This window comes from Allonocardiopsis opalescens, from assembly GCF_003002095.1.
Taxonomy (GTDB): Bacteria; Actinomycetota; Actinomycetes; order Streptosporangiales; family Streptosporangiaceae; genus Allonocardiopsis; species Allonocardiopsis opalescens.
Map to the genome: position 1 here is coordinate 230,232 of NZ_PVZC01000004.1, position 26,793 is coordinate 257,024.

General features: G+C 75.2%; 25 protein-coding genes and 1 tRNA gene. 21 read left to right on the forward strand and 5 right to left on the reverse strand.

What is annotated here, in order from left to right:
- The first annotated feature begins 36 nt into the window (after positions 1-36).
- Together uvrB and CLV72_RS14515 are read left to right on the forward strand one after the other, a co-directional pair.
- Positions 37-2,151 (forward strand): excinuclease ABC subunit UvrB, encoded by a 2,115-nt coding sequence (gene uvrB, locus CLV72_RS14510; RefSeq protein ID WP_106245959.1) that lies wholly within the window; start codon positions 37-39, stop codon positions 2,149-2,151.
- Between the two features lie 224 nt (positions 2,152-2,375).
- Entirely contained in the window at positions 2,376-3,380 is a 1,005-nt protein-coding gene (locus tag CLV72_RS14515) for a GNAT family N-acetyltransferase (protein WP_146159454.1), read from the forward strand.
- A 25-nt stretch (positions 3,381-3,405) separates the two neighbouring features.
- On the opposite strand, the gene CLV72_RS32215 is transcribed toward CLV72_RS14515, so the two are convergent.
- Entirely contained in the window at positions 3,406-3,582 is a 177-nt protein-coding gene (locus CLV72_RS32215; protein WP_170140981.1) for a hypothetical protein, read from the reverse strand.
- Between the two features lie 238 nt (positions 3,583-3,820).
- On the opposite strand from CLV72_RS32215, the gene CLV72_RS14520 reads away from it, so the two are divergent.
- From CLV72_RS14520 to aroH, 12 genes are all read left to right on the forward strand, one after another.
- A complete protein-coding gene (locus CLV72_RS14520; RefSeq protein ID WP_106245962.1) occupies positions 3,821-4,042 on the forward strand; it encodes an SDR family oxidoreductase in 222 nt (73 codons plus the stop codon).
- Between the two features lie 112 nt (positions 4,043-4,154).
- The gene (locus tag CLV72_RS14525) at positions 4,155-5,126 is read left to right on the forward strand and encodes a hydroxymethylglutaryl-CoA lyase (RefSeq protein ID WP_106245965.1); all 972 of its coding nucleotides are present in this window, start codon (positions 4,155-4,157) and stop codon (positions 5,124-5,126) included.
- A gap of 28 nt (positions 5,127-5,154) precedes the next feature.
- Positions 5,155-7,767 (forward strand): WD40 repeat domain-containing protein, encoded by a 2,613-nt coding sequence (locus tag CLV72_RS32220; RefSeq protein ID WP_106245967.1) that lies wholly within the window; start codon positions 5,155-5,157, stop codon positions 7,765-7,767.
- A gap of 142 nt (positions 7,768-7,909) precedes the next feature.
- Positions 7,910-9,571 carry a CTP synthase gene (locus CLV72_RS14535; protein ID WP_106245970.1) on the forward strand — a complete coding sequence of 554 codons (1,662 nt, stop codon included), beginning with the start codon at positions 7,910-7,912 and terminating at the stop codon, positions 9,569-9,571.
- Entirely contained in the window at positions 9,568-10,206 is a 639-nt protein-coding gene (locus CLV72_RS14540) for an NUDIX domain-containing protein (RefSeq protein WP_245930204.1), read from the forward strand. Before CLV72_RS14535 ends, CLV72_RS14540 begins: the two co-directional genes overlap by 4 nt.
- Positions 10,207-10,217: 11 nt before the next feature.
- Entirely contained in the window at positions 10,218-11,177 is a 960-nt protein-coding gene (locus CLV72_RS14545; protein ID WP_245930205.1) for a site-specific tyrosine recombinase XerD, read from the forward strand.
- Positions 11,178-11,379: 202 nt separating this feature from the next.
- Positions 11,380-12,330 (forward strand): ParA family protein, encoded by a 951-nt coding sequence (locus CLV72_RS14550; protein WP_106245973.1) that lies wholly within the window; start codon positions 11,380-11,382, stop codon positions 12,328-12,330.
- Positions 12,312-12,653 carry a hypothetical protein gene (locus tag CLV72_RS14555; protein ID WP_245930206.1) on the forward strand — a complete coding sequence of 114 codons (342 nt, stop codon included), beginning with the start codon at positions 12,312-12,314 and terminating at the stop codon, positions 12,651-12,653. The genes CLV72_RS14550 and CLV72_RS14555 overlap by 19 nt, the downstream gene beginning before the upstream one ends.
- A gap of 160 nt (positions 12,654-12,813) precedes the next feature.
- A complete protein-coding gene (locus tag CLV72_RS14560) occupies positions 12,814-13,611 on the forward strand; it encodes a segregation and condensation protein A (RefSeq protein ID WP_245930258.1) in 798 nt (265 codons plus the stop codon).
- Positions 13,608-14,201 (forward strand): SMC-Scp complex subunit ScpB, encoded by a 594-nt coding sequence (scpB, locus tag CLV72_RS14565; RefSeq protein WP_106245978.1) that lies wholly within the window; start codon positions 13,608-13,610, stop codon positions 14,199-14,201. Before CLV72_RS14560 ends, scpB begins: the two co-directional genes overlap by 4 nt.
- Positions 14,182-15,198, forward strand: a complete 1,017-nt coding sequence (locus CLV72_RS14570; RefSeq protein ID WP_245930207.1) for a pseudouridine synthase — start codon at positions 14,182-14,184, stop codon at positions 15,196-15,198. Before scpB ends, CLV72_RS14570 begins: the two co-directional genes overlap by 20 nt.
- A gap of 59 nt (positions 15,199-15,257) precedes the next feature.
- Complete coding sequence (gene aroH / locus CLV72_RS14575; protein WP_106245984.1) at positions 15,258-15,620, forward strand: chorismate mutase; 363 nt, start codon at positions 15,258-15,260, stop codon at positions 15,618-15,620.
- Positions 15,621-15,674: 54 nt separating this feature from the next.
- Here the strand turns inward: aroH and CLV72_RS14580 are convergent, their stop codons facing one another.
- The gene (locus tag CLV72_RS14580) at positions 15,675-18,245 is read right to left on the reverse strand and encodes a VIT domain-containing protein (protein ID WP_106245986.1); all 2,571 of its coding nucleotides are present in this window, start codon (positions 18,243-18,245) and stop codon (positions 15,675-15,677) included.
- Positions 18,242-18,874, reverse strand: a complete 633-nt coding sequence (locus CLV72_RS14585; RefSeq protein WP_106245989.1) for a helix-turn-helix domain-containing protein — start codon at positions 18,872-18,874, stop codon at positions 18,242-18,244. Before CLV72_RS14585 ends, CLV72_RS14580 begins: the two co-directional genes overlap by 4 nt.
- A 90-nt stretch (positions 18,875-18,964) precedes the next feature.
- Here CLV72_RS14585 and CLV72_RS14590 point away from each other — a divergent pair, with 90 nt between their 5' ends.
- The 4 genes from CLV72_RS14590 (at position 18,965) to CLV72_RS14605 (ending at position 23,297) form a co-directional block, all read left to right on the forward strand.
- Positions 18,965-20,035: a prephenate dehydrogenase gene (locus tag CLV72_RS14590; RefSeq protein WP_106245991.1), complete on the forward strand. Its 1,071-nt coding sequence runs from the start codon at positions 18,965-18,967 to the stop codon at positions 20,033-20,035.
- 150 nt (positions 20,036-20,185) lie between these two features.
- The gene (cmk, locus tag CLV72_RS14595; protein WP_245930208.1) at positions 20,186-20,890 is read left to right on the forward strand and encodes a (d)CMP kinase; all 705 of its coding nucleotides are present in this window, start codon (positions 20,186-20,188) and stop codon (positions 20,888-20,890) included.
- Positions 20,887-22,335, forward strand: coding sequence for a ribosome biogenesis GTPase Der (der, locus tag CLV72_RS14600; RefSeq protein WP_106245996.1), 1,449 nt, complete (start codon positions 20,887-20,889; stop codon positions 22,333-22,335). The genes cmk and der overlap by 4 nt, the downstream gene beginning before the upstream one ends.
- A 185-nt stretch (positions 22,336-22,520) precedes the next feature.
- Complete coding sequence (locus CLV72_RS14605; RefSeq protein WP_106245998.1) at positions 22,521-23,297, forward strand: SDR family NAD(P)-dependent oxidoreductase; 777 nt, start codon at positions 22,521-22,523, stop codon at positions 23,295-23,297.
- Positions 23,298-23,538: 241 nt separating this feature from the next.
- Here CLV72_RS14605 and CLV72_RS14610 read toward each other — a convergent pair whose 3' ends face one another.
- Together CLV72_RS14610 and CLV72_RS14615 are read right to left on the reverse strand one after the other, a co-directional pair.
- Positions 23,539-24,435 carry an alpha/beta hydrolase gene (locus tag CLV72_RS14610; RefSeq protein ID WP_245930209.1) on the reverse strand — a complete coding sequence of 299 codons (897 nt, stop codon included), beginning with the start codon at positions 24,433-24,435 and terminating at the stop codon, positions 23,539-23,541.
- 65 nt (positions 24,436-24,500) lie between these two features.
- Positions 24,501-24,827, reverse strand: coding sequence for a putative quinol monooxygenase (locus CLV72_RS14615; protein WP_245930210.1), 327 nt, complete (start codon positions 24,825-24,827; stop codon positions 24,501-24,503).
- Positions 24,828-24,942: 115 nt separating this feature from the next.
- Here CLV72_RS14615 and CLV72_RS14620 point away from each other — a divergent pair, with 115 nt between their 5' ends.
- From CLV72_RS14620 to CLV72_RS14630, 3 genes are all read left to right on the forward strand, one after another.
- The gene (locus tag CLV72_RS14620; RefSeq protein ID WP_106246002.1) at positions 24,943-25,827 is read left to right on the forward strand and encodes an AraC family transcriptional regulator; all 885 of its coding nucleotides are present in this window, start codon (positions 24,943-24,945) and stop codon (positions 25,825-25,827) included.
- Between the two features lie 295 nt (positions 25,828-26,122).
- Positions 26,123-26,623: a 2-thiouracil desulfurase family protein gene (locus tag CLV72_RS14625; RefSeq protein ID WP_106246004.1), complete on the forward strand. Its 501-nt coding sequence runs from the start codon at positions 26,123-26,125 to the stop codon at positions 26,621-26,623.
- A gap of 66 nt (positions 26,624-26,689) precedes the next feature.
- Positions 26,690-26,763: transfer RNA gene (locus CLV72_RS14630), tRNA-Pro, on the forward strand.
- Positions 26,764-26,793 lie beyond the last annotated feature (30 nt).

Below are 26,793 nucleotides of genomic sequence, written 5' to 3' on the forward strand. Positions count from 1 at the left end.
CCACCAGGGGCCGGCCCGAGCGATCGGCGGTACACCATGCGACCCGTCACCGATCTGCAGCGCAGGGTGGCCCCGTTCGAGGTCGTCACCTCCATGTCTCCGGCCGGCGACCAGCCCAAGGCCATCGCGGAGCTGGAGCGGCGGGTGCGCGCCGGCGAGCCGCACACCGTGCTGCTGGGCGCCACCGGCACCGGCAAGACCGCCACGGTCGCCTGGCTGGTGGAGCGGCTGCAGCGGCCCACCCTGGTGATGCAGCCGAACAAGACCCTCGCGGCGCAGTTCGCCAACGAGCTGCGCGAGATGCTGCCGAACAACGCGGTGGAGTACTTCGTCTCCTACTACGACTACTTCCAGCCCGAGGCCTACGTCCCGCAGAGCGACACCTACATCGAGAAGGACTCCTCGATCAACGAGGAGGTGGAGCGGCTGCGCCACTCCGCCACCAACTCCCTGCTCACCCGGCGCGACACCATCGTGGTCGCCTCGGTGTCGTGCATCTACGGCCTGGGCACCCCGCAGGAGTACGTCGACCGGATGCTGACCCTGCGGGTCGGCGAGGAGATCGAGCGCGAGAAGCTGCTGCGCCGGCTGGTCGAGATGCAGTACGCCCGCAACGACCACGCCTTCACCCGCGGCACCTTCCGGGTGCGTGGCGACACCGTGGAGATCATCCCGGTCTACGAGGAGCTGGCCATCCGCATCGAGATGTTCGGCGACGAGATCGAGCGGCTGATGACCCTGCACCCCCTCACCGGCGAGGTGCTGGGCGAGGACGAGCTGGTGCACATCTTCCCGGCCTCCCACTACGTCGCGGGCGCGGAGCGGATGGAGCGGGCCGTCGCCGCCATCGAGGCCGAGCTGGCCGAGCGGCTGGCGGAGCTGGAGGGCGCGGGCAAGCTGCTGGAGGCGCAGCGGCTGCGGATGCGCACCACCTACGACATCGAGATGATGCGCCAGATCGGCAGCTGCTCGGGCATCGAGAACTACTCCCGGCACATCGACGGCCGCGCGCCCGGCACCGCCCCCAACACCCTGCTCGACTACTTCCCCGAGGACTTCCTGCTCGTCATCGACGAGTCCCACGTCACCGTGCCGCAGATCGGCGGCATGTACGAGGGCGACGCCTCCCGCAAGCGCACCCTGGTCGACCACGGCTTCCGGCTGCCCTCGGCGCTGGACAACCGGCCGCTGCGCTGGGAGGAGTTCACCGAGCGCATCGGGCAGACCGTGTACCTGTCGGCCACCCCGGGCACCTACGAGCTGCAGCGGGTGGGCGGCGACGTGGTGGAGCAGGTGATCCGGCCCACCGGCCTGGTCGACCCCGAGGTCGTGGTGAAGCCCACCAAGGGCCAGATCGACGACCTCGTGCACGAGATCCGGCTGCGCGCCGAGCGCGACGAGCGGGTGCTGGTCACCACGCTCACCAAGAAGATGGCCGAGGACCTCACCGACTACCTGCTCGAACTCGGCATCCAGGTCCGCTACCTGCACAGCGAGGTCGACACCCTGCGCCGGGTCGAACTGCTGCGGGAGCTGCGCCAGGGGGAGTTCGACGTGCTGGTCGGCATCAACCTGCTCCGCGAGGGCCTGGACCTGCCCGAGGTCTCCCTGGTCGCCATCCTGGACGCCGACAAGGAGGGTTTCCTGCGCTCGGAGTCGGCGCTGATCCAGACCATCGGCCGCGCGGCGCGCAATGTCGCCGGCCAGGTCCACATGTACGCCGACCAGATCACCCCGTCCATGGAGCGGGCCATCGGCGAGACCAGCCGCCGCCGCGCCAAGCAGATCGCCTACAACACCGAGAACGGCATCGACCCCCAGCCGCTGCGCAAGAAGATCGCCGACATCCTCGACAGCCTGGCCCGCGAGGACGCCGACACCGCCGAGCTGATGGGCGGCTCGGGGCGGCAGCGCAGCCGCGGCAAGGCGCCGGTGCCGGGGCTGGCCTCGCGGGTCGGCGAGGTGGGCCGGCACGCCGCCGAACTGGCCGGGCGGCCGCGCGAGGAGCTGGCCGGGCTCATCGAGCAGCTGTCGGATCAGATGCACACCGCCGCCGCTGAGCTGCAGTTCGAGCTGGCCGCGCGGCTCCGCGACGAGATCAAGGAATTGAAGCGCGAATTGAGGGGCATGGACACCGCCGGGATCGGCTAGCCGCCCGGCGCCCTGGCTCCCGGTCCGCCGAAGGCCACCAAACCGAGCGTCAAATTCGGCAATGTGCCGTTTTTGCGGTGAAACGACGCGACAATGCGGCGCGCGCACGCTAATGTCTCGTCGGTAGTCGTTCGGAAACAGGCCGTAGCGGATCCAGGGAGGGGGGCTCCGAGGTCGCCGCCGACCCGTGCGGAGGACCGGAGGACGGGGCCCTGGGAGGCGGTATGACGGTAACCACCCGCGAGGTCACCACACTGTGGTGCGAGCTCGCGACGGGTCGGGCCGAGAACGTGGACCGGCTGGTGGAGGAGGTCGGCCGGCGGTGGCGGGAGCGCGACCGGCTGCTGCCCGCGCCGGGCCGCCCGCGCCCCGAGGACGAGCACGTCATCTACGTGCGCGACACCGGCGGCACGGTTCGGGCCACCGGCACCATGCAGCGGTCGGTGCTGGAGCCGGGCGACTCCGGCCTCACCTGGGGGGTACGCGACCAGCACTGGCTCACCCCGCTGGTGGGCGGCGCCGATCCGGCGGCCACCCTCGACACCCTGCTGTCGATGTGGCGCGAGCAGCTGTACATGGTGCCCGAGCGCGGCGACCCCGAGACCGCCGCCGCCGTCACCTGGCCCTCCCGCGACGTCACCGGGATCAGCGCGCTGCGCAGGCACGGCCTGCAGCCCTACGGCGTGGTGGCCGCGCGGCTGCCCGGCCGGGGCGAGGTGCCCGCCGCGCCCCCGCCCGGGGTGCGGGTGCGCGCCGCCGGGGTCGACGACCTCCCGGTGCTGGTGGAGCTGCTGATGGAGGAGCACCACTACGAGCAGCACTTCGGCGGTGTGCTGGTCCGCCCGCAGACCGAGCGGCAGACCCACCGGGTGCTGGAGCAGTCGCTGAGCTACCAGCCCGCGTGGGTCTGGCTGGCCGAGCGCGACGACCGCGCGGTCGGGCTGATCTGGGCCTCGCCGCCCGAGCGCGCCCGGTGGGCGGCCCCGCTGGCCGCGGCCCGCCCGGCCGGCTACATCGGCTACGGCATGGTCACCGCCGACGAGCGCGGCCGGGGCACCGGCGCGGCGCTGGTCGCCCACGCCCACCGCCGGCTGGACGCCGAGGGCGTCGGAGTCACCCTGCTGAACTACTCCCAGGCGAACCCGCTCAGCGGCCCCTTCTGGAGCCGGATGGGCTACCGCCCGCTCTGGACCACCTGGGAGGTCCGCCCGGTCGGCGCGCTGCGCTGAGACCCGGGCCGGCGCCGCGGCGCCCTCACCGGGGCGCGGGCACCACCCGCACGGGCTGGTCCGCCAGTGAGCCCAGCAGCCACCGCTCCCCGTGCGGGACGACGTTCGCGGGCGCCGGGGCGAAGCCGGTGTGCAGTCCGACGATCTCGCCGTCCTCGCTGAGCACCAGGACCGACCCGGTCAGCGGCTCGTCGTCGTCCATGAGTGCGGAGGCGGGCGGCCGCAGCGCGATCTGGCGGCTGAGCCGTTGGGGAGCACGAAGGAGTCGAGCGCGCCGACCCGCTCATACATGGGCAGCAGCAGCCGGCCGCGGCCGTCGGGGACGGAAGCCGTCGGAGACGCCCGGCAGGTCCGCCACGAGCACCTCGGAGGTGCCGGCGTCCTCACGTCGAGCCGGTACCGGGTGATCCGGTAGCGCAGGTGGGCCGGCCGACCAGGGCATCCGGCTGAACAGGGTCGACCCGGGCCCCGTCGACACCGGGTACCCGACCGAGGAGACGCGGGCCTTGGTGCGGCCGATGTTCCCGTTCGGCCGCTACGGCGAGCCCGACGACCCCGCCCGGCTGATCGCCTGGCCGGCCACCGACGAGGCGCGCTGGATCACCGGCCAGGTGATCGATACCGAGGGCGGCTTCGGCCGGTACCGGCCCCGGGGGGCCTGAGCCGCGGCCGCTTCCGGCCGCCGGTGCGCACGCCGGGCGGCCGGCGGCGCCGGTGCGCTCGCCGCGACCCAATACCATGCTGCCAGGCGGCGAGGCGGAGGGGACCACGGCCATGGCGGAGGCAGGCGGCGCACCCGCGCCCGAACCGGTGGAGATCGTGGAGGTCGGTCCGCGCGACGGCCTGCAGAACGAGTCGGCGGTGCTGTCCACCGAGGACAAGATCGAGCTGATCACCCGCTGCGTCCGCGCCGGCCTGCGCCGCATCGAGGCGGTCAGCTTCGTCAACCCCAAGCGGGTGCCGCAGCTCGCCGACGCCGAGGCCGTGCTGGCCGGGCTGCCCCGCGAGGCCGGCGTCCGCTACATCGGGCTGGTGCTCAACCGCCGCGGCCTGGACCGCGCGCTGGCGGGCGGCGTGCACGAGGCCAATGTGGTGGTCGCCGCCACCGACGGCTTCTCCGTGCGCAACCAGGGCGCCACCGTCGAGCAGATGCTGGCCGCCCTCGACGCCATCGCCCCCGAGGCCGCCGCGGCCGGCCTGCCGGTCAGCGTCACCATCTCCACCGCCTTCGGCTGCCCCTTCGACGGCGAGACCCCGCCCGAGCGGGTGGTGGAGATCGCGCGGCGCGCCGCCGCGGCCGGCGCCGCCGAGATCGCGCTGGCCGACACCATCGGCGTCGGCGTGCCCGCCCAGGTCCGCGCGCTGGTCCGCCGGGTGCGGGCGGCCGTCGGCGGCGTCGCGCTGCGCTGCCACTTCCACAACACCCGCAACACCGGCTACGCCAACGCCTGGACCGCCTACGAGGAGGGCGTGCGGGTGCTCGACTCCAGCGTCGGCGGCTTCGGCGGCTGCCCCTTCGCGCCCGCCGCCACCGGCAACATCGCCACCGAGGACCTGCTCTACACCCTGCACCGCTCCGGCGTCGCCACCGGTGCCGACGAGGACCGCACCGCCGCCGTCGGCGACTGGCTGGGAGAGCGCCTGGGCGGCCGCCCGACCGCGCTGCGCGGCCGCGCCGGAGGCTTCCCCGCGGAGGTTCCTCCCGGTACGCCGGGCACGGTAGCGTCCAATGCGCAGGCACGATGAACGAAACAGCACCAGAAGGGACGCCGCGGTGACCCACGAGTACTTCGTTCCGCCGCCGCCGTACGGCGGGGACGACGGTGAGGGTGCGGGGCTCCAGCAGCGACCCGCCGCCGACCGCAGCGGCCAGGAGCGTCCGGCCGGGTCGCCGCCCGTCCCCGCGGCCGCCCCGGGCGAGCCCGCCCAGGCGCACCCGGTGCCGCCGCCGCCCTACGCGCCTTCTGGCTTCGAGAGCGGCCTGGGCGGCGAGCCGCCCGCCGCCGCCGAGCCGCCCCGCCGCCCCGAACCGCCGGCCGAGCCGCCGGCTCCGGCCGCCGCGCCCGCCGAGCCGCCGGCCGCGCACCGCTCTGAGCCCGAGCCGGGCCACCAGCCGCTGCCGCAGCGCAAGCCGGGCGCCACCGCGCCGGTCGCACCGCCCGCCGCCGAGCCCGCGGCGCCCTCCGTGCCGGCCGCCGCCCCGGTCCCCGCCGCCGCGCCCCCGGCCGCCGCCCCGGTGCCGCCCGCGGAGCGCTCGGCCGAGCGGCCCGCCGAGGCGCCCGCGGAGCGGCCCGAGCAGCCCGCCCAGCAGCCGCGCCCTGACGGCGGCGCCCCGCCCCGGCCGGTGCCCAGCCCCGCCTCGCTGCTGTGGCAGCGCCGCTGGACCACCGGCCCGCACCCCGACGCCGCGCTGCCCAACGTCATCGCCACCCTGCCCGACGCCATCACCGTGATGGCCCCCGCCGAGGTGGCCGGCCGCCCCGTCGCGGTGCTCGGCGGCCACGACAGCAAGGTGCGCGTGGTCGACCTCCTGTCGGGCGCCGTCACCGAGCACGACAGCGGCCACACGGTGGTGCGCGCCCTGGCCTGCACCGTCGTCGGCGGCGACCCCGTCGCCGTCACCAGCGGCGCCGAGGGCGGCGTGCGGATGCTGCGGCTGGACACCGGCGAGCGCAGCCTCGTCTCCACCGGCCCCGTCCCGGCTACCGCCCTGGACTGCACCACCGCGGGCGGGATCCCGCGCGCGGTGCTCGCCTACGACCGCACCGTCGCGGTGTGGAACCTCGCCGAGCGGCGCTTCGAGAAGGTCGGCTCCACCGCCGACGCCGTCACCGCGGTCGCCTGCGCCGAGGACCTCTGGCAGCGGCCGGTCGCCATCGTCGCCGACGCCTCCGGGCAGCTGATGCAGTGGCGCATGGACCAGGCCGACGTCGCCTTCCAGCCGCTGTCGGCCGACACCCACCGCGGCACCAGCGCCCTGGTGCCGGCCCGGCTCGCCGGCGGCCTGGCCGTCGCCGTCCTCGACGACCGCGGCGGCGTGTCAGTGCGCGACCTCGCCACCCGCACCCAGCGCTGCCACATCTCCAGCGGCGGCGGCCTGGCCGCCGCCACCCGGGTCAACGACGAGCCCGTCCTGGTCACCGCCGGATCCCGCAACCTGCACCTGTGGAACGCCGGCACCGGCGACTGGATCACCGCCATCATCGGCGCCGCCTCGGTGCCCCGGGTGCTCTCGGTGATCCAGCTGGAGGACGGCCCGGTGGCCGTCACCGGCCACACCTCCGGCGAGCTGGTGCTGTGGGACCTCGCCCACGCCGTCGCGCACCCCAGCGTTCCCGGCCACGAGGCACCGGTCACCACCCTGGGCCGCGCCCGCGTCGGGGAGCGCTCCGTGGTCGTCACCGCCGGCCAGGACGGCACCGCCCGCGTCTGGGACATCGCCACCGGCAGCCCCGCCCAGGCCGTCACCCGGGTCGGCGAACCGGCCTGGCTGGTGGCGGGCAGCGTCGCCGGCCGCCCCGTGATGGTCAGCGGCTCGCCCGACGCGCCGGCCGCCAAGGTCACCGACCTCGCCACCGGCACCGAGGTGGCCGCCATCGGCTCGGCCAGCGACCGCTTCATCGCCGGCCTGTTCACCGAGGTCGCCGGGAAGCCCTGCGTCGCCACCGCCGACGACTCCGGCGTGGTCGACCTGTGGGACCTGCGCACCGGCGTCGCCAGCCACCGAAGAGGCCGCTTCCACATCTTCCGCGGGCCGCTCCAGGGCATGCAGCGGGTCGTCGTCGGCACCGCCCCCGCCGGCGAGCGCACCTTCGGCCTCGGCGGCGACGACGAGGGCAACCTGCACGTGTGGGACCTCGCCACCGGCGCCGAGCAGACCGTCATCTCCGCGCACAGCGCCCCGGTCTCGGTCATCGAGGTGACCGAGATCAAGGGCCGCACCACCGTGGTCACCGGCAGCGTCAGCGGCGGCCTGAAGATGTGGGACCTCCTCGACGGCACCCAGCTGGCCGAGTTCAGCGGCCACTCCGACCCCGTCAGCGCCCTCGCCGTCACCGACGTCGGCGGGGTGCGGGTCGCGGTCAGCGGCGGCGACGGCGGCGAGCTGTGGGCCTGGAACCTCGCCACCGGCACCCGGCTGGGCCAGCTGCGCGGCTACGCCTCGGCGGTCACCGCCATCACCGTGGGCAGCTTCGAGGGCCAGTCCCTGGCCGCCACCTCCAGCGCCCAGGGCTACGTGCGCGTCTGGGACCTGCGGGTCGGCCGCAGCGTCACCGAACTGGTCATGCCCAACCCGGTGGCCGCGCTCGCCTTCGGCCCCGGCAGCGAACTGGTCATCGCGCACGGCGCCGACATCGCCGTCTACGAGCCCACCAAGCCCGAGTAGCCGCCGCGGGTCCGCCCGGCCCCCGGGCGGACCCGCCCAGCGGCGGGGCGCGCGGCACCTCGGTGACCTGCGCGCCCGCCGCCGCCTGTTATCCTGGTGGCCCGTGGACTTCAGAGCCCGAACTCGACCACGGGAGAATCACTTGGCAGCCGCGACCACCAAGCATCTGTTCGTCACCGGTGGCGTCGCGTCCAGCCTCGGCAAGGGACTCACCGCGTCCAGCCTCGGCCGGCTGCTCAAGCTGCGCGGACTCCGGGTCACCATGCAGAAGCTGGACCCGTACCTCAACGTCGACCCCGGCACGATGAACCCCTTCCAGCACGGCGAGGTCTTCGTCACCGACGACGGCGCCGAGACCGACCTCGACGTCGGCCACTACGAGCGCTTCCTCGACACCGAGCTGTCCGGTTCCGCCAATGTCACCACCGGCCAGATCTACTCCAGCGTCATCGCCAAGGAGCGCCGCGGCGCCTACCTCGGCGACACCGTCCAGGTGATCCCGCACATCACCAACGAGATCAAGGCGCGCATCTACGCGATGGCCGGCGAGGACGTCGACCTGGTCATCACCGAGGTCGGCGGCACCGTCGGCGACATCGAGTCGCAGCCCTTCCTGGAGGCGGTCCGGCAGATCCGGCACGAGATCGGCCGGCAGAACTGCTTCTTCCTGCACGTCTCGCTGCTGCCCTACATCGGCCCGGCCGGCGAGCTGAAGACCAAGCCCACCCAGCACTCCGTCGCCGCCCTGCGCACCCTGGGCATCCAGCCCGACGCGATCGTCTGCCGCTCCGACCGGCCGATCTCGCAGAGCCTGAAGAACAAGATCAGCCTGATGTGCGACGTGGACGAGGGCGGCGTGGTCTCCGCGCCCGACGCCGCCTCCATCTACGAGATCCCCAAGGTGCTGCACCGCGAGGGCCTGGACGCCTACGTCGTGCGCCGCCTCGACCTGCCCTTCCGCGATGTCGACTGGGCGGAGTGGGACGACCTCCTGCGCCGGGTCCGCACCCCCGCCCATGAGGTGACCATCGCGCTGGTCGGCAAGTACATCGACCTGCCCGACGCCTACCTGTCGGTCACCGAGGCGCTGCGCGCCGGCGGCTTCGGCAACGACACCCGGGTGGCCATCCGCTGGGTGGCCAGCGACGACTGCTCCACCCCCGAGGGCGCCGAGCAGGCCCTGCGCGGGGCGCACGGCGTGCTCATCCCCGGCGGCTTCGGCGTGCGCGGCATCGAGGGCAAGCTCGGCGCGATCCGCTACGCCCGCGAGAACCGCGTCCCGCTGCTCGGGCTCTGCCTGGGCCTGCAGTGCATGGTCATCGAGGCGGCCCGCTCACTGGCCGGCCTCGACGGCGCCGACAGCACCGAGTTCGACGACCAGCCCGTGCACCCCGTCATCGCCACCATGGCCGACCAGACCGACGTGGTGGCCGGCGAGCGCGACATGGGCGGCACCATGCGGCTCGGCCTCTACCCGGCCGACCTCGCCGAGGGCAGCATCGTCGCCGAGCTCTACGGCCGGCCCCGCGTCTCCGAGCGGCACCGCCACCGCTACGAGGTGAACAACGCCTACCGCGAGCAGCTGGAGAAGGCCGGACTGGTCTTCTCGGGGCTCTCCCCGGACGGCCGCCTGGTGGAGTACGTCGAGCTGCCCCGGCGGCAGCACCCCTTCTTCGTCGCCACCCAGGCCCACCCCGAGCTGCGCTCCCGCCCCACCCGCCCGCACCCCCTCTTCGTCGGCCTGGCCCGCGCCGCGCTCGACTACCGGGCCGAGCACCCCGGCGGCGCGGAGTCCGGCTCGTGAACCGTCCGCCCGAGATCGGCGACCTCGCCCGGGTCCGCGACGAGCCCGGCCTCTACCCCTCGCGGCGCGGCGAGACCCGGTGGCGCGGCGCCTTCGCCAGCGTCCGCACCGACGAGCTCGACCTGCCCGGCGTCGACGGCCCCGAACGGGTCCGCCGCGACATCGTCACCCACCCCGGCTCGGTCGCGGTGGTGGCCCTCGACGACGCCGGGCAGGCGCTGCTGGTCCGCCAGTACCGCCACGCCGCCGGCATGCGGCTGTGGGAGATCCCCGCCGGGCTGCGCGATGTCGAGGGCGAGCCGCCGCTGCGCACCGCGCAGCGCGAACTCGCCGAGGAGACCGGCCACCAGGCCGACGACTGGCGCGTCCTGCTCGACCTGCTGCCCTCGCCCGGCATCTCCGACGAGCGGGTGCACATCTTCCTGGCCAGGCGGCTCAGCCCGCTGCCGGCCGCCGACGGCTTCGTCCGGGTGCACGAGGAGGCCGACCTGCGCCTCGCTCGGGTACCGCTGCGCGACGCCGTCCGCAAGGTGCTGGCCGGCGAGATCCACAACGGCATCGCCGCCGCCGGCCTGCTCGCCGCGGACGCCGCCGCCACCGACTTCGCCGCCCTCCCCGCCGCCGGTCCCGCCTGACGGGCGGGGCCGTGGGCAGACCCGAACCCGTACCCGACGCCCTGGACGCCGCCGTCGACGGGTACCTCGACCACCTCGCGGTGGAGCGGGGGCTGGCCGCCAACACCCTGGCGGCCTACCGGCGCGACCTGGCCCGCTACGCGGCCGGGCTGCGCCGCGGCGGGCGGCGCGAGCTGCCCGCGGTCACCGAGGCCGACATCACCGCGCACCTGCGGCGGCTGCGCGAGGGCGACGACGAGCACCCGCCGCTCGGCGCGGCCTCGGCGGCCCGCGCCCTGTCGGCCGTGCGCGGCCTGCACCGCTTCGCCGCCCGCGAGGGGCTGCGCGCCGACGACCCCGCCGGGCAGGTCGCCCCGCCCACCGCGCCGCGCAGGCTGCCCCGCTCCATCCCGCTGGCCGAGGTCGAGGCGCTGCTGGCCGCCGCCGGAGCCGGCGAGGACCCCCGCGCGCTGCGCGACCGCGCGCTGCTCGAACTGCTCTACGGCGCCGGCGCGCGGGTGTCGGAGGCCGTCGGCCTGGACGTCGACGACTTCGAGCGGCTGCGCGCCGACAACGTGCACGTGGTGCGCTTCCGCGGCAAGGGGGGCCGCGAGCGGGTGGTGCCGGTGGGCCGCTACGCCCGCCGCGCGCTCGACGCCTACCTGGTCAGGGCCAGGCCGGTGCTCGCCTCGGCCGGCACGGGCACCCCCGCGCTTTTCCTCAACGCGCGCGGCGGCCGGCTGACCCGCCAGGGCGCCTGGGGGGTGCTGCGCGCCGCCGCCGAGCGGGCCGGGCTGGCCGGCGTCTCCCCGCACACCCTGCGGCACTCCTTCGCCACCCACCTGCTCGACGGCGGCGCCGACGTGCGCGTCGTGCAGGAGCTGCTGGGGCACGCCTCGGTGACCACCACGCAGATCTACACCCTGGTCACCGCCGACCGGCTGCGCGAGGTCTACGCCGCCGCGCACCCCCGCGCGCGGGCACCCCGCTGACACCGGCTCGGCCCCGGCCTGTGTGTTGGCTTGCTGGTGGGCTGTTTCAGACCTAGAGTCACCGGACGACGGCAAGGTAAACGGGGGGTAGTACCGGGCCGGGGGTCGATGCGCGCCAGGGGGAGCTGAGCGGATCGCTCCACCGGCCGGGTCATCGGTAGGCGCCCGCGTTCGCCGGGCCGCGAGAGAGGGTCAGGGGCTAGTGACTGGGTCTGCGTACGAGGGTCCCGAGGCGGTCACCGCCGGGACCGAGAACGAGACGACCGACAGACGGACTAACCCCTGGGGCACCACGCACGAGGGGGCGGCACTGGGGGCCATCGATCGACCGAAACCGGACTTTCCCACACCGGAGCCGTTGGAGCACCACGGCCCGGCGCGGGTGGTCGCCGTCTGCAACCAAAAGGGAGGGGTGGGCAAGACCACCACCACCATCAACCTGGGCGCCGCACTCGCCGAGCTGGGGCGCAAGGTGCTGCTGGTCGACTTCGACCCGCAGGGCGCGCTCTCCGTCGGCCTGGGCCGGCTGGACCCGCGCGAACTCGATCTGACCGTCTACGAACTGCTGATGGACTCCAGCATCACCGTCGACGACGTGCTGCTGAAGACCAATGTCGCCGGCATGGACATGGTGCCCAGCAACATCATGCTGTCGGGCGCCGAGATCCAGCTGGTGCCCGAGGTGGGGCGCGAGCACGTCCTGGGCCGGGCGCTCGAACCGGTGCTGCCCGACTACGACGTGGTGCTGATCGACTGCCAGCCGTCGCTGGGCCTGCTCACCATCAACGCGCTCACCGCCGCCGACGGGGTGATCGTGCCGCTGGAGTGCGAGTTCTTCGCACTGCGCGGGGTGGCGCTGCTGATGGAGACCATCACCAAGGTGCAGGAGCGGCTGAACGACCGGCTGGAGATCGACGGCTTCCTCGGCACGATGTACGACCCGCGCACCCTGCACGCGCGGGAGGTGCTGGCGACCATCATCGACGGCTTCGGGGAGCGGGTGTACCACACCGTCATCAACCGCACGGTGCGCTTCCCGGACGCCACCGTGGCCGGTGAGCCCATCACCAGCTACGACTCCTCGTCGGCAGGGGCGAGCGCCTACCGCGACCTGGCCAAGGAGGTGATCGCCAAGTGGCCGCCCGCCGGGTGAACCTGCCCGGGGCCGCCGAGCTGTTCCGGCCGACGACCCCGGTGGCGGAGGCGTCCGCGGGGGCGGGCGCCGACCACGGCCGGCCGCAGCTGCGCACGGCCGAGGCCCGCGCGGCGCGGCAGCGCCGCGACGAGAAGATCACCGTCTACATCTCCGGTGAGGAGCTGCTGGCGCTGGAGCACGCGCGGCTGCGGCTGCGCGCCACCCACGGCCTGGTCGCCGACCGCGGCAAGGTGGTGCGGACCGCGGTGGCCGAGCTGCTGGCCGACTTCGAGGAGAATGGGGAGCGCAGCACGCTGGTCCGCCGGCTCAACGAGGCGTGAGGCCGGCACCCGCACCGACAGGGGCCGCCGCCTGAGCGGCCCGGACCGCTAGGACGCCTTGAGCAGCACCGACACCACCGGTACCGGCGAGCCGGCCGCGCCCGAGGGCCCGGCCGGCCCGCCGGACGCCGCCGCGCCCGGCGACGACTCCGGCTTCCGCGTGCACCTCGACGTCTTCGAGGGCCCCTTCGACCTGCTGCTCGGCCTGATCGCCAAGCACAAGCTGGACATCACCGAGGTGGCGCTCTCGCAGGTCACCGACGAGTTCATCGCCTACATCCGCTCCTACGGCAGCGAGTGGGACCTCGACGACGCCAGCCACTTCCTGCTGGTCGCCGCCACCCTGCTCGACCTCAAGGCCGCCCGGCTGCTGCCCTCGGGCGAGGTCGAGGACGAGGAGGACCTGGCGCTGCTGGAGGCGCGCGACCTGCTCTTCGCCCGGCTGCTGCAGTACCGCGCCTACAAGGAGGCGGCCGCGGTGCTGGCGGCCAGGATCGCCGAGGCGGGCCGCCGCTACCCGCGGCTGGTGCCGATGGAGCCGGCCTTCGCCGAGCTGATGCCGGAGGTGCTGATCCGGCTGGGCCCGCAGGAGTTCGCCCGGCTGGCCGCCCGCACCCTCACCCCGCGCGAGCCGCCGACCGTGTCGGTGGCGCATGTGCACGACCCCAGGGCCAGTGTGCAGGAGCAGGCGGCGATCCTGGTGGAGCAGCTGCGGCGCCTCGGCGACGCCACCTTCGCCGAGCTGACCGGCGACTGCGCGGGCACCTTCGAGGTGGTGGCCCGCTTCCTGGCCCTGCTGGAGCTGTACCGCGCCGCGTCCGTCGGCTTCGAGCAGGCCGAGCCGCTTGGCGAGCTGCGGGTGCGGTGGACCGGCAGCGGCGACGGCTCCGTCGCGGTCGCCGACGACTACGGCCGCACCCGTTCCGACGACGACCCGCCCGAGGAGGACGGCCCATGACCGATTCCGCCGCACCCGGCCCGGCGGCCGGCGAGGAGGCGCGGCTGCGCGCCGCCATCGAGGCGATCGTGCTGGTCGTGGACGAGCCGGTCGCCGAAAGCGTCCTCGCCGAGGTGCTGGACACCCCGGCCGAGCGCGTCCGCGAGCTGCTGCGCGCCCTGTCCGCCGAGTACACCGAGGCGGGCCGCGGCTTCGACCTGCGCGAGGCGGCCGGCGGCTGGCGCTTCTACACCCGCGCCGACTACGCCGCCGAGGTCGAGCGCTTCGTCCGCGACGGCCAGCAGGTGCGGCTCACCCAGGCGGCGCTGGAGACGCTGGCCGTCGTCGCCTACCGCCAGCCGGTCAGCCGCGCGCGCGTCTCGGCCGTGCGCGGTGTCAACTGCGACGGAGTCATGCGTACCCTCGTACTGAGGGGCCTGGTCGAGGAGGCCGGACACGAACGCGAGTCCGGAGCGATCCTGTACCGCACGACCGGCTATTTCCTGGAGCGTCTCGGCCTGCGCGCGCTGGACGAGCTGCCCGACCTGGCCCCGTTCCTGCCCGACGACATCGAAGGTCTCGAAGAAACCGGTGAGCACACCTCCGCGTAAGCCCTCGGGCGGTTCCGGCCGCTCCGGCTCCGCCTCCAAGAAGCAGACCACCGCGGGCGATTCGCGGCGCGACCGCACCGGCCGCGCCGCGGGCGGCGCGCCGCGCCGCGACGGCCAGCCGCCCGGCCGCGAGGCCGGCGGCCCCGCGCACGAGGCCGAGCTCTCGCCGCAGGCGCGCGACCGCCTGCGTCGGCTGCGCTCCGAGTACGACGCCGCCGACGACGAGCGCGACCGCATCACCCAGCACGACCGCGACGACTATGCTGACGTGCCGGACGGGATCCGGCTGCAGAAGGTGCTGGCCCAGGCCGGCGTGGCCAGCCGCCGCGCCAGCGAGGAGCTGATCCACCAGGGCAGGGTCGAGGTAGACGGCCAGATCGTGCGGCGCTTCGGCGCCCGAGTCGACCCCGCCACCTCGGTGATCCGCGTCGACGGCATGCGCATCGCCACCGCCCCCGACCTGCTCTACTACGCGCTGAACAAGCCGCGCGGCGTGGTCAGCACCATGTCGGACCCCCAGGGGCGGCCCACCCTCGCCGACTACAGCACCGAGTCGGACGAGCGGCTGTTCCACGTCGGGCGGCTGGACGTCGATACCGAGGGCCTGCTGCTGCTCACCAACGACGGGGAACTGGCCAACCGGCTCACCCACCCCCGCTACAAGGTCCCCAAGACCTACGTCGCGGTGGTGCCGGGCCCGGTCGACCGCCAGCTCGGCCGCCGGCTGCGCCGCGGCGTGGAGCTGGAGGACGGCCTCGTCGAGGTCGACGACTTCTCGGTCGTGGACGCCACGGGCAACCGCGCCATGGTCCAGGTGACCCTGCACGAGGGCCGTAAGCACATCGTGCGGCGGCTGCTCGAAGAGGTGGGACACCCGGTGAAGGAACTGGTGAGAACCGAGATCGGGCCGGTCAGGCTCGGTAAACTCAAGCCGGGCACGATGCGCCAGCTGAGCGCCCAGGAGATCAGCGAGCTGTTCGACGCGGTCGGTATGTGAGCCGCGCCGCCGGGGCGGCGGACCGGACGCGGACGAGCGGGCGACGAAAGGGATGTGACGTGGCGGTACGGGCGATCCGCGGAGCCACCCAGGTGGACGCGGACGAGCGCGGTCTGGTCCAGGAGGCCACCGCCGAGCTCATCGGCGAGGTGATGGCGCGCAATGAGCTGTCCACCGACGACGTGATCAGCGTGCTCTTCACCGCCACCCCCGACCTCACCTCGGAGTTCCCCGCCCTGGCGGCCAGGAAGCTCGGCTTCACCGACGTGCCGCTGATCTGCTCGGTGGAGATCGCGGTGCCCGACGCGCTGCCCCGGGTGGTGCGGCTGCTCGCCCATATCGAGACCGACCGGCCGCGCGCCGATCTCCAGCACGTCTACCTGCGCGGCGCGCGGGCGCTGCGGCTCGACATCGCCCAGTAGCGCGCCCCGCGCCGCCGGTCGACGGCCCTGCGGCCGCCGACCGGCGCGGGAGCCTCAGCCCCGCTTCCAGAACGGGCGGCGCGGACCGCCCCCCTCCCGCGGACCCTCGGGCTCCGGTGCGGGCCCCGCGCCCTGGGCCAGTTCGCTGAGCAGCCGTACGGTGCGTTCCCACAGCTCGACCAGGGCCGCCCCCGCGGGCCGCTCGGGGCCGTCGCAGCGCTCCAGCTCCGCCAGCAGCGGCTCCAGCCGGTCGCGGACGGGGCCGGCGACCGTGGTGCGATCGGACAGCAGGGTGCGCAGCCGGGTGCCGAGGTCGGCCAGCATCTCGGCCCGTTCGCGCTCGCCGGCCGGGCGGGCGGTGCGCAGCCGCTCGGCCTCCTCGCCGATCAGCGCGAGCAGCCCCGGGCCGGCGGGCGCCGGCCCGCCGTAGCCGACCGGGGCGGGCGCGGGCCGGGCGCGGCCCGGCGCCGCCGCGCCGAAGCCCTTCGCCCGCGGCACGGCGCGCTGCCGCGCCGCCCCGGGCTCCGGCGGACCGGCCGCCAAGAAGTCGGGCAGGTCGAGTTTGTCGCTGTGCGCCTCCGCCCGCTCCATACCGGCGCGCAGCGCCATGCGCGCGGTGCCCCCCGCTCCCGCCGCAGGCGCCGGTCCCGCCAGCAGCATCCCGGGCGCCTCCCAGCCCTCGGGCAGCTCGACCGGCTGCACCACGCGGTGCTCGGGGCCGCCCTCGGCCGTCACCTCGGGGTCGACGGCGACGAAGGCGGTGAAGCGGCAGAGCACCCCGGAGCCCAGCGAGGTGCGCACGATGCGCCGCTCCAGCTCGCCCAGGTCGACCGGGGCGCCCCGCCCGGAGGAGCCGATCGTGTAGCGGTCCTCCAGATCGCGCAGGTGCGCCCGCGCCCACACGGCGGCCGCCGAGGGCGCGTCGGAGACGGCGGCCACGGCATCGGCCCGCCACGGGCTGCCGTCGGCGGCCGTGCCGCGCAGGCCGAGCCGGACGCGCGACCCGTCCGGCGGCGCGCCGCGCCAGCGGCCGCGCACGGTGACCGGGACGCCGGGGAAGAGCGCGCCCACGGGCTCGGGGGCGAGGGTGCCGGGCACCTGCTCCAGGCCCTCGGCGGTCAGCTCCAGGTCGGTCACCAGCGGGGCGCCGATGCGCCGGTGGATCCGCTCCATCACCGCGTCCAGCCGGTCCTCGGACTCCACCAGCTCGCTGCGGCCGGCGCCGAGCGCGGCCAGCCGCCCGAGGAAGCCGTTGTTGACGGCGCGGTCGATGCCGACGGTGTGCACCCGCAGCCGGCGCAGCTCGGCGCCGAAGCGGTCGAGCACCTGGTCCTCGTTGCCGACCTGTCCGTCGGTGACCACGACCAGCACCCGGTCGGCGCCGTCGTCGGGCGCGGCGGCCAGCAGCCGGACCGCCTCGCCCAGCGGCGCCGCGATCTGGGTGCCGCCGCGCGCCTCCAGCCGCGCCAGGTGCTCCACGGCGCGGAAGCGCTCGCGGTCGCCGCCGGGCACCAGGCCCTCGGGCAGCGCGGGCGGGCGCTCGACCGCGTGGTCGAAGGCGAGCACCGCGAAGCGGTCCGCCGCCGACAGGGTGTCCACGATCCGCGCGGCGGCGCGCCGCGCCGCCACCATCTTCCAGCCGCGCATACTGCCCGAGCGGTCCAGCAGCAGCACCACCGCGCGCGGGCGGCGCCCCGCCGCCGACTCGGCCGGCGGCAGCACGGTGAGCGCGAAGGTGCCCTCGCCCTCGGGGCCCTCGGCACCGGCCGGCCGGTCGCCGTCGGGGACCAGCACGGCGGAGGTGGCCGGGCGGTCGGCCTCGGCCAGCACCAGCCTGAGGACGAAGTCGCGGTTCAGCCGCTCGTCGGGGCGCAGCCGCAACACGCTGAGGCCGGTGCTCTCGTCGGTCTCGCCGCTCAGCAGCTCGTGCAGACTGCTCTGCACCTCGCGCGGGGGAGCCGCGCCAGGCTCGATCTCCACGCTGAGCGAGAGCCGCACCGGGCTCGGGAAGCCGGGCAGCAGCACCGGCGGGGTGATCCGGGAGGCGTCGGGGACCGCGTCGGTGTCGGGCGCGGTGCCCTCGCCGGCGGCGGGGCCGTCGATCGGCGCGCCGGGGATGTAGCGGGGCGCCACGACCAGCGGGAACCGGAACTCGGCGGCGTCGTCGGCATAGCCCAGCGGCTGGCTGAGGCTGAGGTCGACGGTGACGGACGCGCCGGGCGCGATATTGCCGACGCGCAGGTTGAACACGTCGGGCCGGTCCTCCTCGGCGATGGAGGCGGTGCGGCCCTCGTCGAGCGCGGCGGTGTAGGCGCGCCTCGCCTCCTCGCGCTCGGCCAGCCGCCCGTCGACCACGCGGCCGCCGGTGCGCATCCGCAGCGCCGTGACGGCGGCGCGGTCGGGCAGCGGGAAGACGTAGGCGGCCTCCAGGGTGCGGTCGTGCGGGTTGCGGAAGGTCTGGCGCACCTCCACCCCGGCGGTCAGCCCGGCCAGGGTGAGGCGGGCCCGCACGTCGACGGAGTCCAGGGGGAGGTTGCCCGCCTCGGTGCGCAGCGCGCCCAGGCCGGCGTCGGGCAGCGGAGCGGCCGCGCGCTCGGTGCTCAGCGGGTGGATGCGTAGGGTCACGACGGGCTCCTCGGATCGGCGGCGGGCGGTGCGGACAGCTGATGGCGGGCGAGCAGGTCGAGCAGTGGCGCGGCCGCGCCGGCCAGCGCGGCGAGCTCCTCGGGGGCGGGGGAGCGGGGAGCGCCGGTGACGGCGAGGGTGACGCCCGGGGCGAGCGGCACGGCGTAGCCCAGGGCGGCCCCGGAGCCGCTGAGGGCGCCGGCCATGCCGGCGGCGGCCTCAGCCGCGGCCTCGGCCGGGCGGGTGGTCCAGAAGCGCCCGGGGGCGGGCCGGTCGTCGGGGGCGCGGGCCTCGGGCGGCGCGCCGTCGGCGGGCAGCCCGGCCGTGCGGGCCAGCGACTCGTCGGTGGCCCCGGCCAGCGCCTGCTGGATCTCGGCCAGGCTGCGCCCCTCGCTCTGCAGGCGCTTGACCGCCACGAGCTGCAGCAGGTGGCGACGGCCGTAGCGGGCCTGCCGGCCCCGGCGCGACAGCGGAGGGTCCAGCAGGCCGGTCGTGGTGTACCAGCGGATCAGCCGCTCGCTGGGGAGGTCGCTGACCCGGCCGTTCGGCCGCGCGGCGCTCCCGGCCGCGTCGGCCAGCGCGCCCGCCGCCGCCTCGACCAGCTCGCCGATCGTCCAGGTCGTTTGCATGCCGCCATTGTGACACTGTCATCATTGCAGTGTCAAACTCGCCGGTACCCTGGGACGACGCGGAGACCGGACGGGAAGTGGGCGAGCGCGGTGGCACTTGAGCGGGTGGTCGTGCTGGGGGCCGGGCTGATCGGCACCTCCGTCGCCCTGGCGCTGCGCGAGCGCGGTGTGCGCGTGTGGCTGGACGACGCCGACCCCGCCACCCTGCGGCTCGCCGCCGACCTCGGCGCCGGGGCGCCGCTGCGCGCCGACCCGCCCGACCGCCCGGCCGACGTCGCCCTCATCGCGGTGCCCCCCGCCGCCGTCGCCGCGGTGCTGCGCTCCGCCCAGGACCGCCAGCTCGCCCACACCTACACCGACGCCGCCAGCGTCAAGGCCGGACCGCTGGCCGAGGCCGCCGAGCACGGCTGCGACCTCGCCACCTTCGTCCCCGGCCACCCCATGGCCGGCCGCGAGCTGCGCGGCCCCGGCGCCGCCCGCGCCGACCTCTTCCTGGGCCGCCCCTGGGCGCTGTGCCCCGCCCCCAAGACCGACGCCGCCGCGCTGGCCGCCGTCGCCGACCTGGCCCGCGCCTGCGGCGCCGAGCCCGTCGTGGTCGACGCCGAGGTGCACGACCGCGCCGTCGCGCTCGTCTCCCACGCCCCCCACGTCGCCGCCGCCGCGGTGGCCGCCCGCCTCGCCGAGGCCGACGACACCGCGCTCGGCCTGGCCGGGCAGGGAGTCCGCGACGTCACCCGGATCGCGGCCGGCGACCCCGGCCTGTGGACCGACATCCTCGCCCGCAACGCCGCCCCGGTGGCCGACGTGGTCGAGGCGCTCGCCGCCGACCTCGCCGCGCTGGCCGCGGCGCTGCGCGCCGCCGACCCCGAGGGCCTCGACGCCCTGCTGCGGCGGGGCGCGGCCGGGCGGGCCAGGATCCCCGGCAAGCACGGCGGGCCCGCGCCCGCCTACGCGCTGGTGCCCGTGGTGATCCCCGACGAGCCCAACGCGCTGGCCCGCCTGTTCGGCGCGGCCGGCGACGCGGGCGTGAACATCGAGGACGTGCGGCTGGAGCACTCCCCGGGGCTGCCCGTGGGCGTCGCCGTCCTGCACGTGCGCCCCGAGGCCGCCGGGCGGCTCGGCGCCGCGCTGCGCGACGGCGGCTGGTCCGTGCACGCCTGAGCGCCCGGAGGGCGCGCGACGGCGGCCTGGTCCGGGGAGCGGCGCCGCCGGGGTAGTCTCGATCCCTGGATGGGAATGCGACAAGCCCCCGAACACACCAGGAGCAGCACGGCACCGGTGCGGGGGATCCCCGGGGAAGAGGTAGCCAGCGTGAACGCGGGTCCAGCCGACAGCGCGCTCGTCATCGCCGTTGACGGGCCGTCGGGGTCGGGCAAGTCCAGCACGGCCCGCGGGGTGGCACGCGCGTTGGGGCTGCGTTACCTCGACACCGGCGCGATGTACCGGGGCATGACGTGGTGGATGATCCAGCACCGCGTCCCCGTCGACGACCCCGCCGCGGTCGCGGCGCGGGCCGGGGAGCCCGACATCGCCATGGGCACCGATCCCGACGCGCCGGCCATCCGGGTCGACGGTACGGACGTGGCCCAGCCGATCCGCACCCGCGAGGTCACCAACGCCGTGAGCCTGGTCAGCGCCGTACCCGAGGTGCGCGCCCGGCTGGTCGACCTCCAGCGGCGGATCATCGGCGAGGCCCGCCGGGATGGGGCGGGCATCGTCATGGAAGGACGCGACATCGGCAGTGTGGTTGCACCTGAGGCGACCCTGAAGGTGTACCTGACGGCGAGCGAGAACGCCCGGGCCGAACGCCGGACGAAGGAGCTGGACGCCGACCCGGCGACCACGGTGGCGCTGACCCGCACCGAGCTGGCCCGCCGGGACCGCATCGACTCCACCCGTGCCACCTCGCCGCTGGCCAAGGCCGACGACGCCGTGGAGATCGACTCCACGGTGCTGTCGCTGCAGGAGGTCGTCGACGAGGTGCTGCGACTGGCGGACAAGGCGGTACGGCGATGAGCGAGTCGATCCACGAGGGCCCGGGCGGCGCGGAGCCCGGCCCCGAGGACCTGCCCGGGGCGGTCGCCGCCGAGGCGCCCGTACCCGTGGTGGCCGTGGTCGGCCGCCCGAACGTCGGCAAGTCCATGCTGGTCAACCGCATCCTGGGCCGCCGCGAAGCGGTGGTCGAGGACGTCCCCGGCGTCACCCGCGACCGGGTGCCCTACGACGCCAGCTGGCGCGGGCGCCGCTTCACCCTGGTCGACACCGGCGGCTGGGTGGCCGACGCGAGCGGCCTGGAGGCCATGGTCGCCAACCAGGCCGAACTCGCCGTCGCCACCGCCGACGTGGTGCTGTTCGTGGTCGACGCCACCGTCGGGCTCACCGACGCCGACGAGGCCGTCACCCGCGTGCTGCGCCGCTCCGACCGCCCCGTCGTGCTCGCCGCCAACAAGGTCGACGGCGCCCACAACGAGGCCGACGCCTACGCGCTGTGGAACCTCTCGGTGGGCGAGCCCTACCCCGTCAGCGCCCTGCACGGCCGCGGCAGCGGCGATCTGCTCGACGCCGTGCTGCGCGCCCTGCCCGACGCGCCCCCCGAGCGCATCGAGACCGAGCCCGGCGGCCCGCACCGCGTCGCGCTGCTGGGCCGGCCCAACGTCGGCAAGTCCAGCCTGCTGAACCGGCTGGCCGGCGAGGACCGCGTCGTCGTGGACTCCGTGGCCGGCACCACCCGCGACCCCGTCGACGAGCTGATCGAGCTCGACGGCCGCACCTACGTCTTCATCGACACCGCCGGCATCCGGCGCCGCTACCGCGAGCTGCAGGGCGCCGACTACTACGCCACCATGCGCACCATGACCGCGCTGGAGCGCGCCGAGACCGCCGTGGTGCTCTTCGACGTCAGCGAGCCGCTGACCGACGCCGACATCCGCGTGGTCAACCAGGTCGTCGACGCCGGCCGCGGCCTCGTGCTCGCCTTCAACAAGTGGGACGTCCTGGACGACGACCGCCGCTACTACCTCGAACGCGAGATCGACCGCCAGCTCAGCCGCGTCTCGTGGGCGCCCCGGGTCAACCTCTCCGCCCGCACCGGCCGCCGCGTCGAGCGCCTGTCGACCGCCATCGAGCAGAGCCTGGCCGGCTGGTCCACCCGCATCTCCACCGGCCCCCTCAACACCTGGCTCAAGGAGGTCGTGGCCGCCACCCCGCCCCCCGTGCGCGGCGGCCGCCAGCCCAAGATCCTCTTCATCACCCAGGCGAGCACCCGCCCGCCGCACTTCGTCCTCTTCACCACCGGCTTCCTCGAGGAGAACTACCGCCGCTTCCTCGAGCGCCGGCTGCGCGAGTCCTTCTCCTTCGAAGGCACCCCGATCCACCTCACCATGCGCATCCGCGAGAAGAAGACCGGCGCCGGCGCCGCCAAGGCGTCCAAGGGCAGCGTCCGCCCCGACTGGCACACCTGACGGGCCGGCGGCGGCCCACCGGTCCCGCCCGGGGCGCGTCCCGAGACCGGAGCGCGCCCCTCGGGCGACCACTGGCCCCGAGGCGCCGCGGCATCCCGCACGGGCGTCCGCCCGTGAGAGGAACAGGCAGGGACCGGAGCGGATCGGCCTAGGTGTTCCGGGGTCCGACCGGCTTGCATAGAGGCATGACTGATACTCCTGCCGCCCGGATCGCCGTCGTCACCGGCGCGAGCGCGGGCATCGGCCGCGGCGCCGCGGTGCAGCTCGCCCGCCGGGGCTTCGGCGTCGTCCTGACCTACCGCTCGCACCCCGAGGGCGCCGACGAGGCCGTGGAACAGATCGAGCGAGAAGGCGGGCAGGCGGTCGCGCTGCCGTTCGACATCGGCCGGACCGCGTCGATCCCCGACTTCGTCGGCGCCGTCTCGCACCGGATCGCGGCGGTCTGGGGCACGTCGGAGATCTTCGCGCTGGTGAACAACGCGGGCTTCGGCGGCGGCGCCGCCTTCGCTGGGATCACCGGCGAGCACTTCGACCGCTACTACAACGTCCTGCTCAAGGGGCCATACTTTCTCACCCAGGCACTGCTGCCGCTCCTGGCGGACGGGGCGTCGATCGTGAACACGTCGAGCAGTTCGGTGCGCCCCGGCGACACCGAGCCCGGCTACTCGGCGTACGCGGCGATGAAGGGCGGGCTCATCACCGCCACGCGCTACCTCGCCAAGGAACTCGGCCCGCGCGGCATCCGGGTGAACTCGGTCGCTCCCGGCCCGACGCGCACGAGGATCGCCGACGACGCCTTCGAACGCCACCCGGAGATCATCGGCGCCATCGCGGGGAGGACCACGCTCGGCCGCCTCGGCGAGCCAGAGGACATCGGCAAGGTCATCGCCTTCCTCGCCTCCGACGACGCCGGCTGGATCACCGGCCAGGACATCCAGGTGTCCGGAGGGTACGCCCTGTGACCGCACCGGCGGGACGGGTCCGGGCGGACCCTCCGGGCCGACGCCCTCCCGCCCGTGCTCTCTTCGTCCGCGTACTCGTCCCGGGGCCTCGCGCACGCCGCGCGGATCGTGAGCACCGGTTCGCCCGGCTCCGCGCACACCGGGTGCCGCCGCTCGCCGCGTTCGCAGGTCTCCCGCGCCCGCGTTCCCGACCGCTGACGCGGTGCCCCGCCCCGCCACGCGGCCGGGCGGGGCACCGCGTTCAGGCGGACAGCGTTCGCCGGAGCCAGTCCAGGCGCGCGCGGCGGGCCGACACCGAGAGCGCGGCACCCGGGTGCAGCGAGTCGAAGCCGTGGCAGCCGCCGGCCCAGACGTGCAGCTCGGCCTGGCCGCCCGCGGCCCAGACGCGGCTCGCGTAGTCCACGACCTCGTCGCGGAAGACCTCCGCCGATCCGGCGTCGAGGTAGGTGGTGGGCAGTCCCGACAGGTCGGTGGCGACGGCCGGGGAGACGTAGGGCGACACGGCCGCCGGGCCGGCGCCTCCGAGGACCGAGGACCAGCCGAAGGCGTTCTCCTCGCACGACCACACGCCCGGGCCGGCGAACTGCCGGCTCGACACGGTGCGGTTGCGGTGGTCGAGCATCGGGCAGACGAGGAGCTGCGCGGCGACCGGGACCCCCCGGTCGCGGGCGAGGAGCACGAGTCCGGCGGCGATCCCGCCGCCCGCGCTCGTCCCGGCCACCACGGTCCTGGCAGGGTCGGCGCCGATCTCCGCCGCGTGCCCGGCGATCCAGGCGAGCCCGGCGAAGGCGTCCTCGACCAGGGCCGTGCCGGTCGCCTCGGGCGCCAGCCGGTACTCGATCGAGGCGACGACGACGCCGAGCTCGTCGAGCCACTCCAGCGGGATGTCCAGCTGGGCGAAGCGGTCGCCCATCACCATGCCGCCGCCGTGCAGCCACAGCACGCAGGCGGAGGGCGGGCGGTCGGACCCGGTGTCCGGCGCGATGACCGTCATCGCCAGGTCGTGCCCGTCACGGCCCCGGACGGCGACCTCGCGCCGCTCGACGCGGCGGCCCTCCAGCAGGGGCTCGACGCGGGACCTCGCGTGGGACCGGAACATCGGCAGCGTCTCCGCGCTCAGCGGTGGCATCGCGGGCATCGCCGTGAGGAGGGCCGCGAGCTCGGGGTCGGTCCCCGGGCCCGGCGGAAGGGCCGCGGCGCCCATCACACGACCGCCTTGCCGCCCACGGGCGTGAGATCGGTGTACTCCGGCTCCTCGGCGAGGAGGTCCGCGAAGCGCGCGACGATCGCCTGCGCCGCCTCGCCCGCGAAGACCCGACGGTGGTCCTCCTCACTCGTCCAGCCCTCGATGACGTGGGCGACGTCGGGGTTCGAGGCGGACCGGCTGAAGAGGTAGACGAGGCAGTGCTCGCTCGTGGCGGGCCGGCCCTCGGCGAGGCCGAGGCGGAGCAGCTCGATGAGCTCGTCGCCGCGGCCGGGCTTGGCGGTCATGGTCGACGCGAATCCGTAGGTGACGTTCATGTACTCCATGAAGCCAGCCGGGACCGTGGAGGCCATAGACGCTTTCGGCCGAACCCTTGCCCGATCCTCCCGACTTGGCACGCGATCGGGTGGCCGCCGCCCGGCCTCGTGATGGGATGCGGCCATGGACCTGAGTGAACCGCGCGCGCTCATCGACCGCAATACCCGGGCCGGTGTCGGACGGGTATGGGGGGATTTCACCATCGCCCGCGCCGAGGAGCCGGGTGCTCCGAACCTGTCCGCCACCGGCACCGTGTTCGCGATGATCGTGCAAGGCACCAAGCACCTCGAGTTCGGTAGGCACGACTACGACTACGGTCCCGGCGAGTACCTGGTCGCCTCCGTCGACATGCCGGTGTCCGGCTACTTCTCCCAGGCCACCCCCGAGCACCCCGCGCTCGGGTTCGGCCTCGCCCTACGCCCCGCGCTCATCGCCGAGCTGCTGACGCTGCCCGCGGCGGCGGGTCTCCCGCCCACCGGGCGGGACGCCGAGCCGGGCCTCTCGGTCGGCCGGCTCACGCCGGAACTCGCCGACGCCGCCACCCGGCTGCTGCGGCTCATCGACCGCCCGCGGGACCTCGCCGTCCTCGCACCGCTCATCGAGCGCGAGTTCCTCTGGCTGCTGCTCTCCGGCGAGCACGGGGCCGCGCTGCGGCAGCTCGGTCTCGCCGACAGCAGGACGAGCCGGATCCGCCGCGCCGTCCACTGGATCCGCGAGCACTATGCCGAGCGGCTGCGGATCGACGAGCTCGCGCGGATGACGGCGATGAGCCCGTCGTCGTTCTACCGCTCCTTTGCCGCGGTGACCACGACGAGCCCGCTCCAGTTCCAGAAGCGGATCCGCCTCCAGGAGGCCCGCGCGCTCCTCATCGCCGATCCCGGCGACGTGGCCGGCGCCGCCTACGCGGTCGGCTACGAGAGCCCTTCGCAGTTCAGCCGCGAGTACCGCCGCCAGTTCGGCCTGCCCCCCACACAGGACGCACTGCGCGTCCGGTCTCCGGCCGCATGACGGGGCCGTGTGGCCGGTCCAAGGCATCCGGTCGCGACCGGTGCCGTCCATGGCCTGACCGCCGCACGGCGCGTCATTCGCGGCCGAGCCCGCCCGAACGGCGGTCACGAGGCCGGCCCTGGCCTGCCCGACCGCGTGCGCCACGGACTCCGGCTCACGGGTGCGGCACGGAGGGGTGCCGGCCCGTGAGTGCGGCGGGAGGCTGCGAGCCCGCGGTGCGGCGTGGACGGATGCCGGCCCGCGGGTACGCTCGCAAGCGGAGCGGCCGCCGCGCCGCCGTCGAGAGGAGAGCACCGTGCGACGCGTCCTCGTCAGTGCCTGCCTGCTCGGCCGCCCGGTGCGCTACGACGGCCGCGCCAAGCCGGTCGAACACGACATCCTGGCCCGCTGGCGCGCCGAGGGCCGCCTGGTCCCCGTCTGCCCGGAGATCGCCGGCGGCCTCCCGGTGCCCCGCCCGCCCGCCGAGATCGAACCGGGCGCCGACGCGGCGGCCGTCCTGGCCGGCACCGCCCGCATCCGCACCGCCGCGGGCGAGGACGTCACCGCCCCGTTCGTCGCCGGCGCCCACGACGCCCTCGCCGCCGCCCGCCGCCACAACGCCGCCATCGCCGTCCTCAAGGACGGCAGCCCCTCCTGCGCCGCCACCCGCGTCTACGACGGCACCTTCACCGGCACCCAGACCGCCGGCACCGGCGCCACCACCGCCCTCCTGCGCGCCCACGGCATCGCCGTCTACCCCGAGACCGCCCTGGAAGCCGCCGACGCCCACCTCAGACGCCTCGAGACCACCCCATAATCGTGCACGTCGCACCCCGCGAGTACGGTAAGGTTTATCCAGCAAGGGCCCACGGGCCCGAGCGATCGGGATGTAGCGCAGCTTGGTAGCGCACTTGACTGGGGGTCAAGGGGTCGCAGGTTCAAATCCTGTCATCCCGACAGCGAAAAATTGCAGGTGAGGGGCGCTTA

Coding starts and splice junctions, on each gene's coding strand:
- uvrB (WP_106245959.1), top strand. CDS start 37: ATGCGACCCGTCACCGATCTGCAGCGCAGGGTGGCCCCGTTCGAGGTC.
- CLV72_RS14515 (WP_146159454.1), top strand. CDS start 2,376: ATGACGGTAACCACCCGCGAGGTCACCACACTGTGGTGCGAGCTCGCG.
- CLV72_RS32215 (WP_170140981.1), bottom strand. CDS start 3,582: ATGGACGACGACGAGCCGCTGACCGGGTCGGTCCTGGTGCTCAGCGAG.
- CLV72_RS14525 (WP_106245965.1), top strand. CDS start 4,155: ATGGCGGAGGCAGGCGGCGCACCCGCGCCCGAACCGGTGGAGATCGTG.
- scpB (WP_106245978.1), top strand. CDS start 13,608: ATGACCGATTCCGCCGCACCCGGCCCGGCGGCCGGCGAGGAGGCGCGG.
- CLV72_RS14585 (WP_106245989.1), bottom strand. CDS start 18,874: ATGCAAACGACCTGGACGATCGGCGAGCTGGTCGAGGCGGCGGCGGGC.
- der (WP_106245996.1), top strand. CDS start 20,887: ATGAGCGAGTCGATCCACGAGGGCCCGGGCGGCGCGGAGCCCGGCCCC.
- CLV72_RS14605 (WP_106245998.1), top strand. CDS start 22,521: ATGACTGATACTCCTGCCGCCCGGATCGCCGTCGTCACCGGCGCGAGC.
- CLV72_RS14610 (WP_245930209.1), bottom strand. CDS start 24,435: ATGCCCGCGATGCCACCGCTGAGCGCGGAGACGCTGCCGATGTTCCGG.
- CLV72_RS14615 (WP_245930210.1), bottom strand. CDS start 24,827: ATGGAGTACATGAACGTCACCTACGGATTCGCGTCGACCATGACCGCC.
- CLV72_RS14620 (WP_106246002.1), top strand. CDS start 24,943: ATGGACCTGAGTGAACCGCGCGCGCTCATCGACCGCAATACCCGGGCC.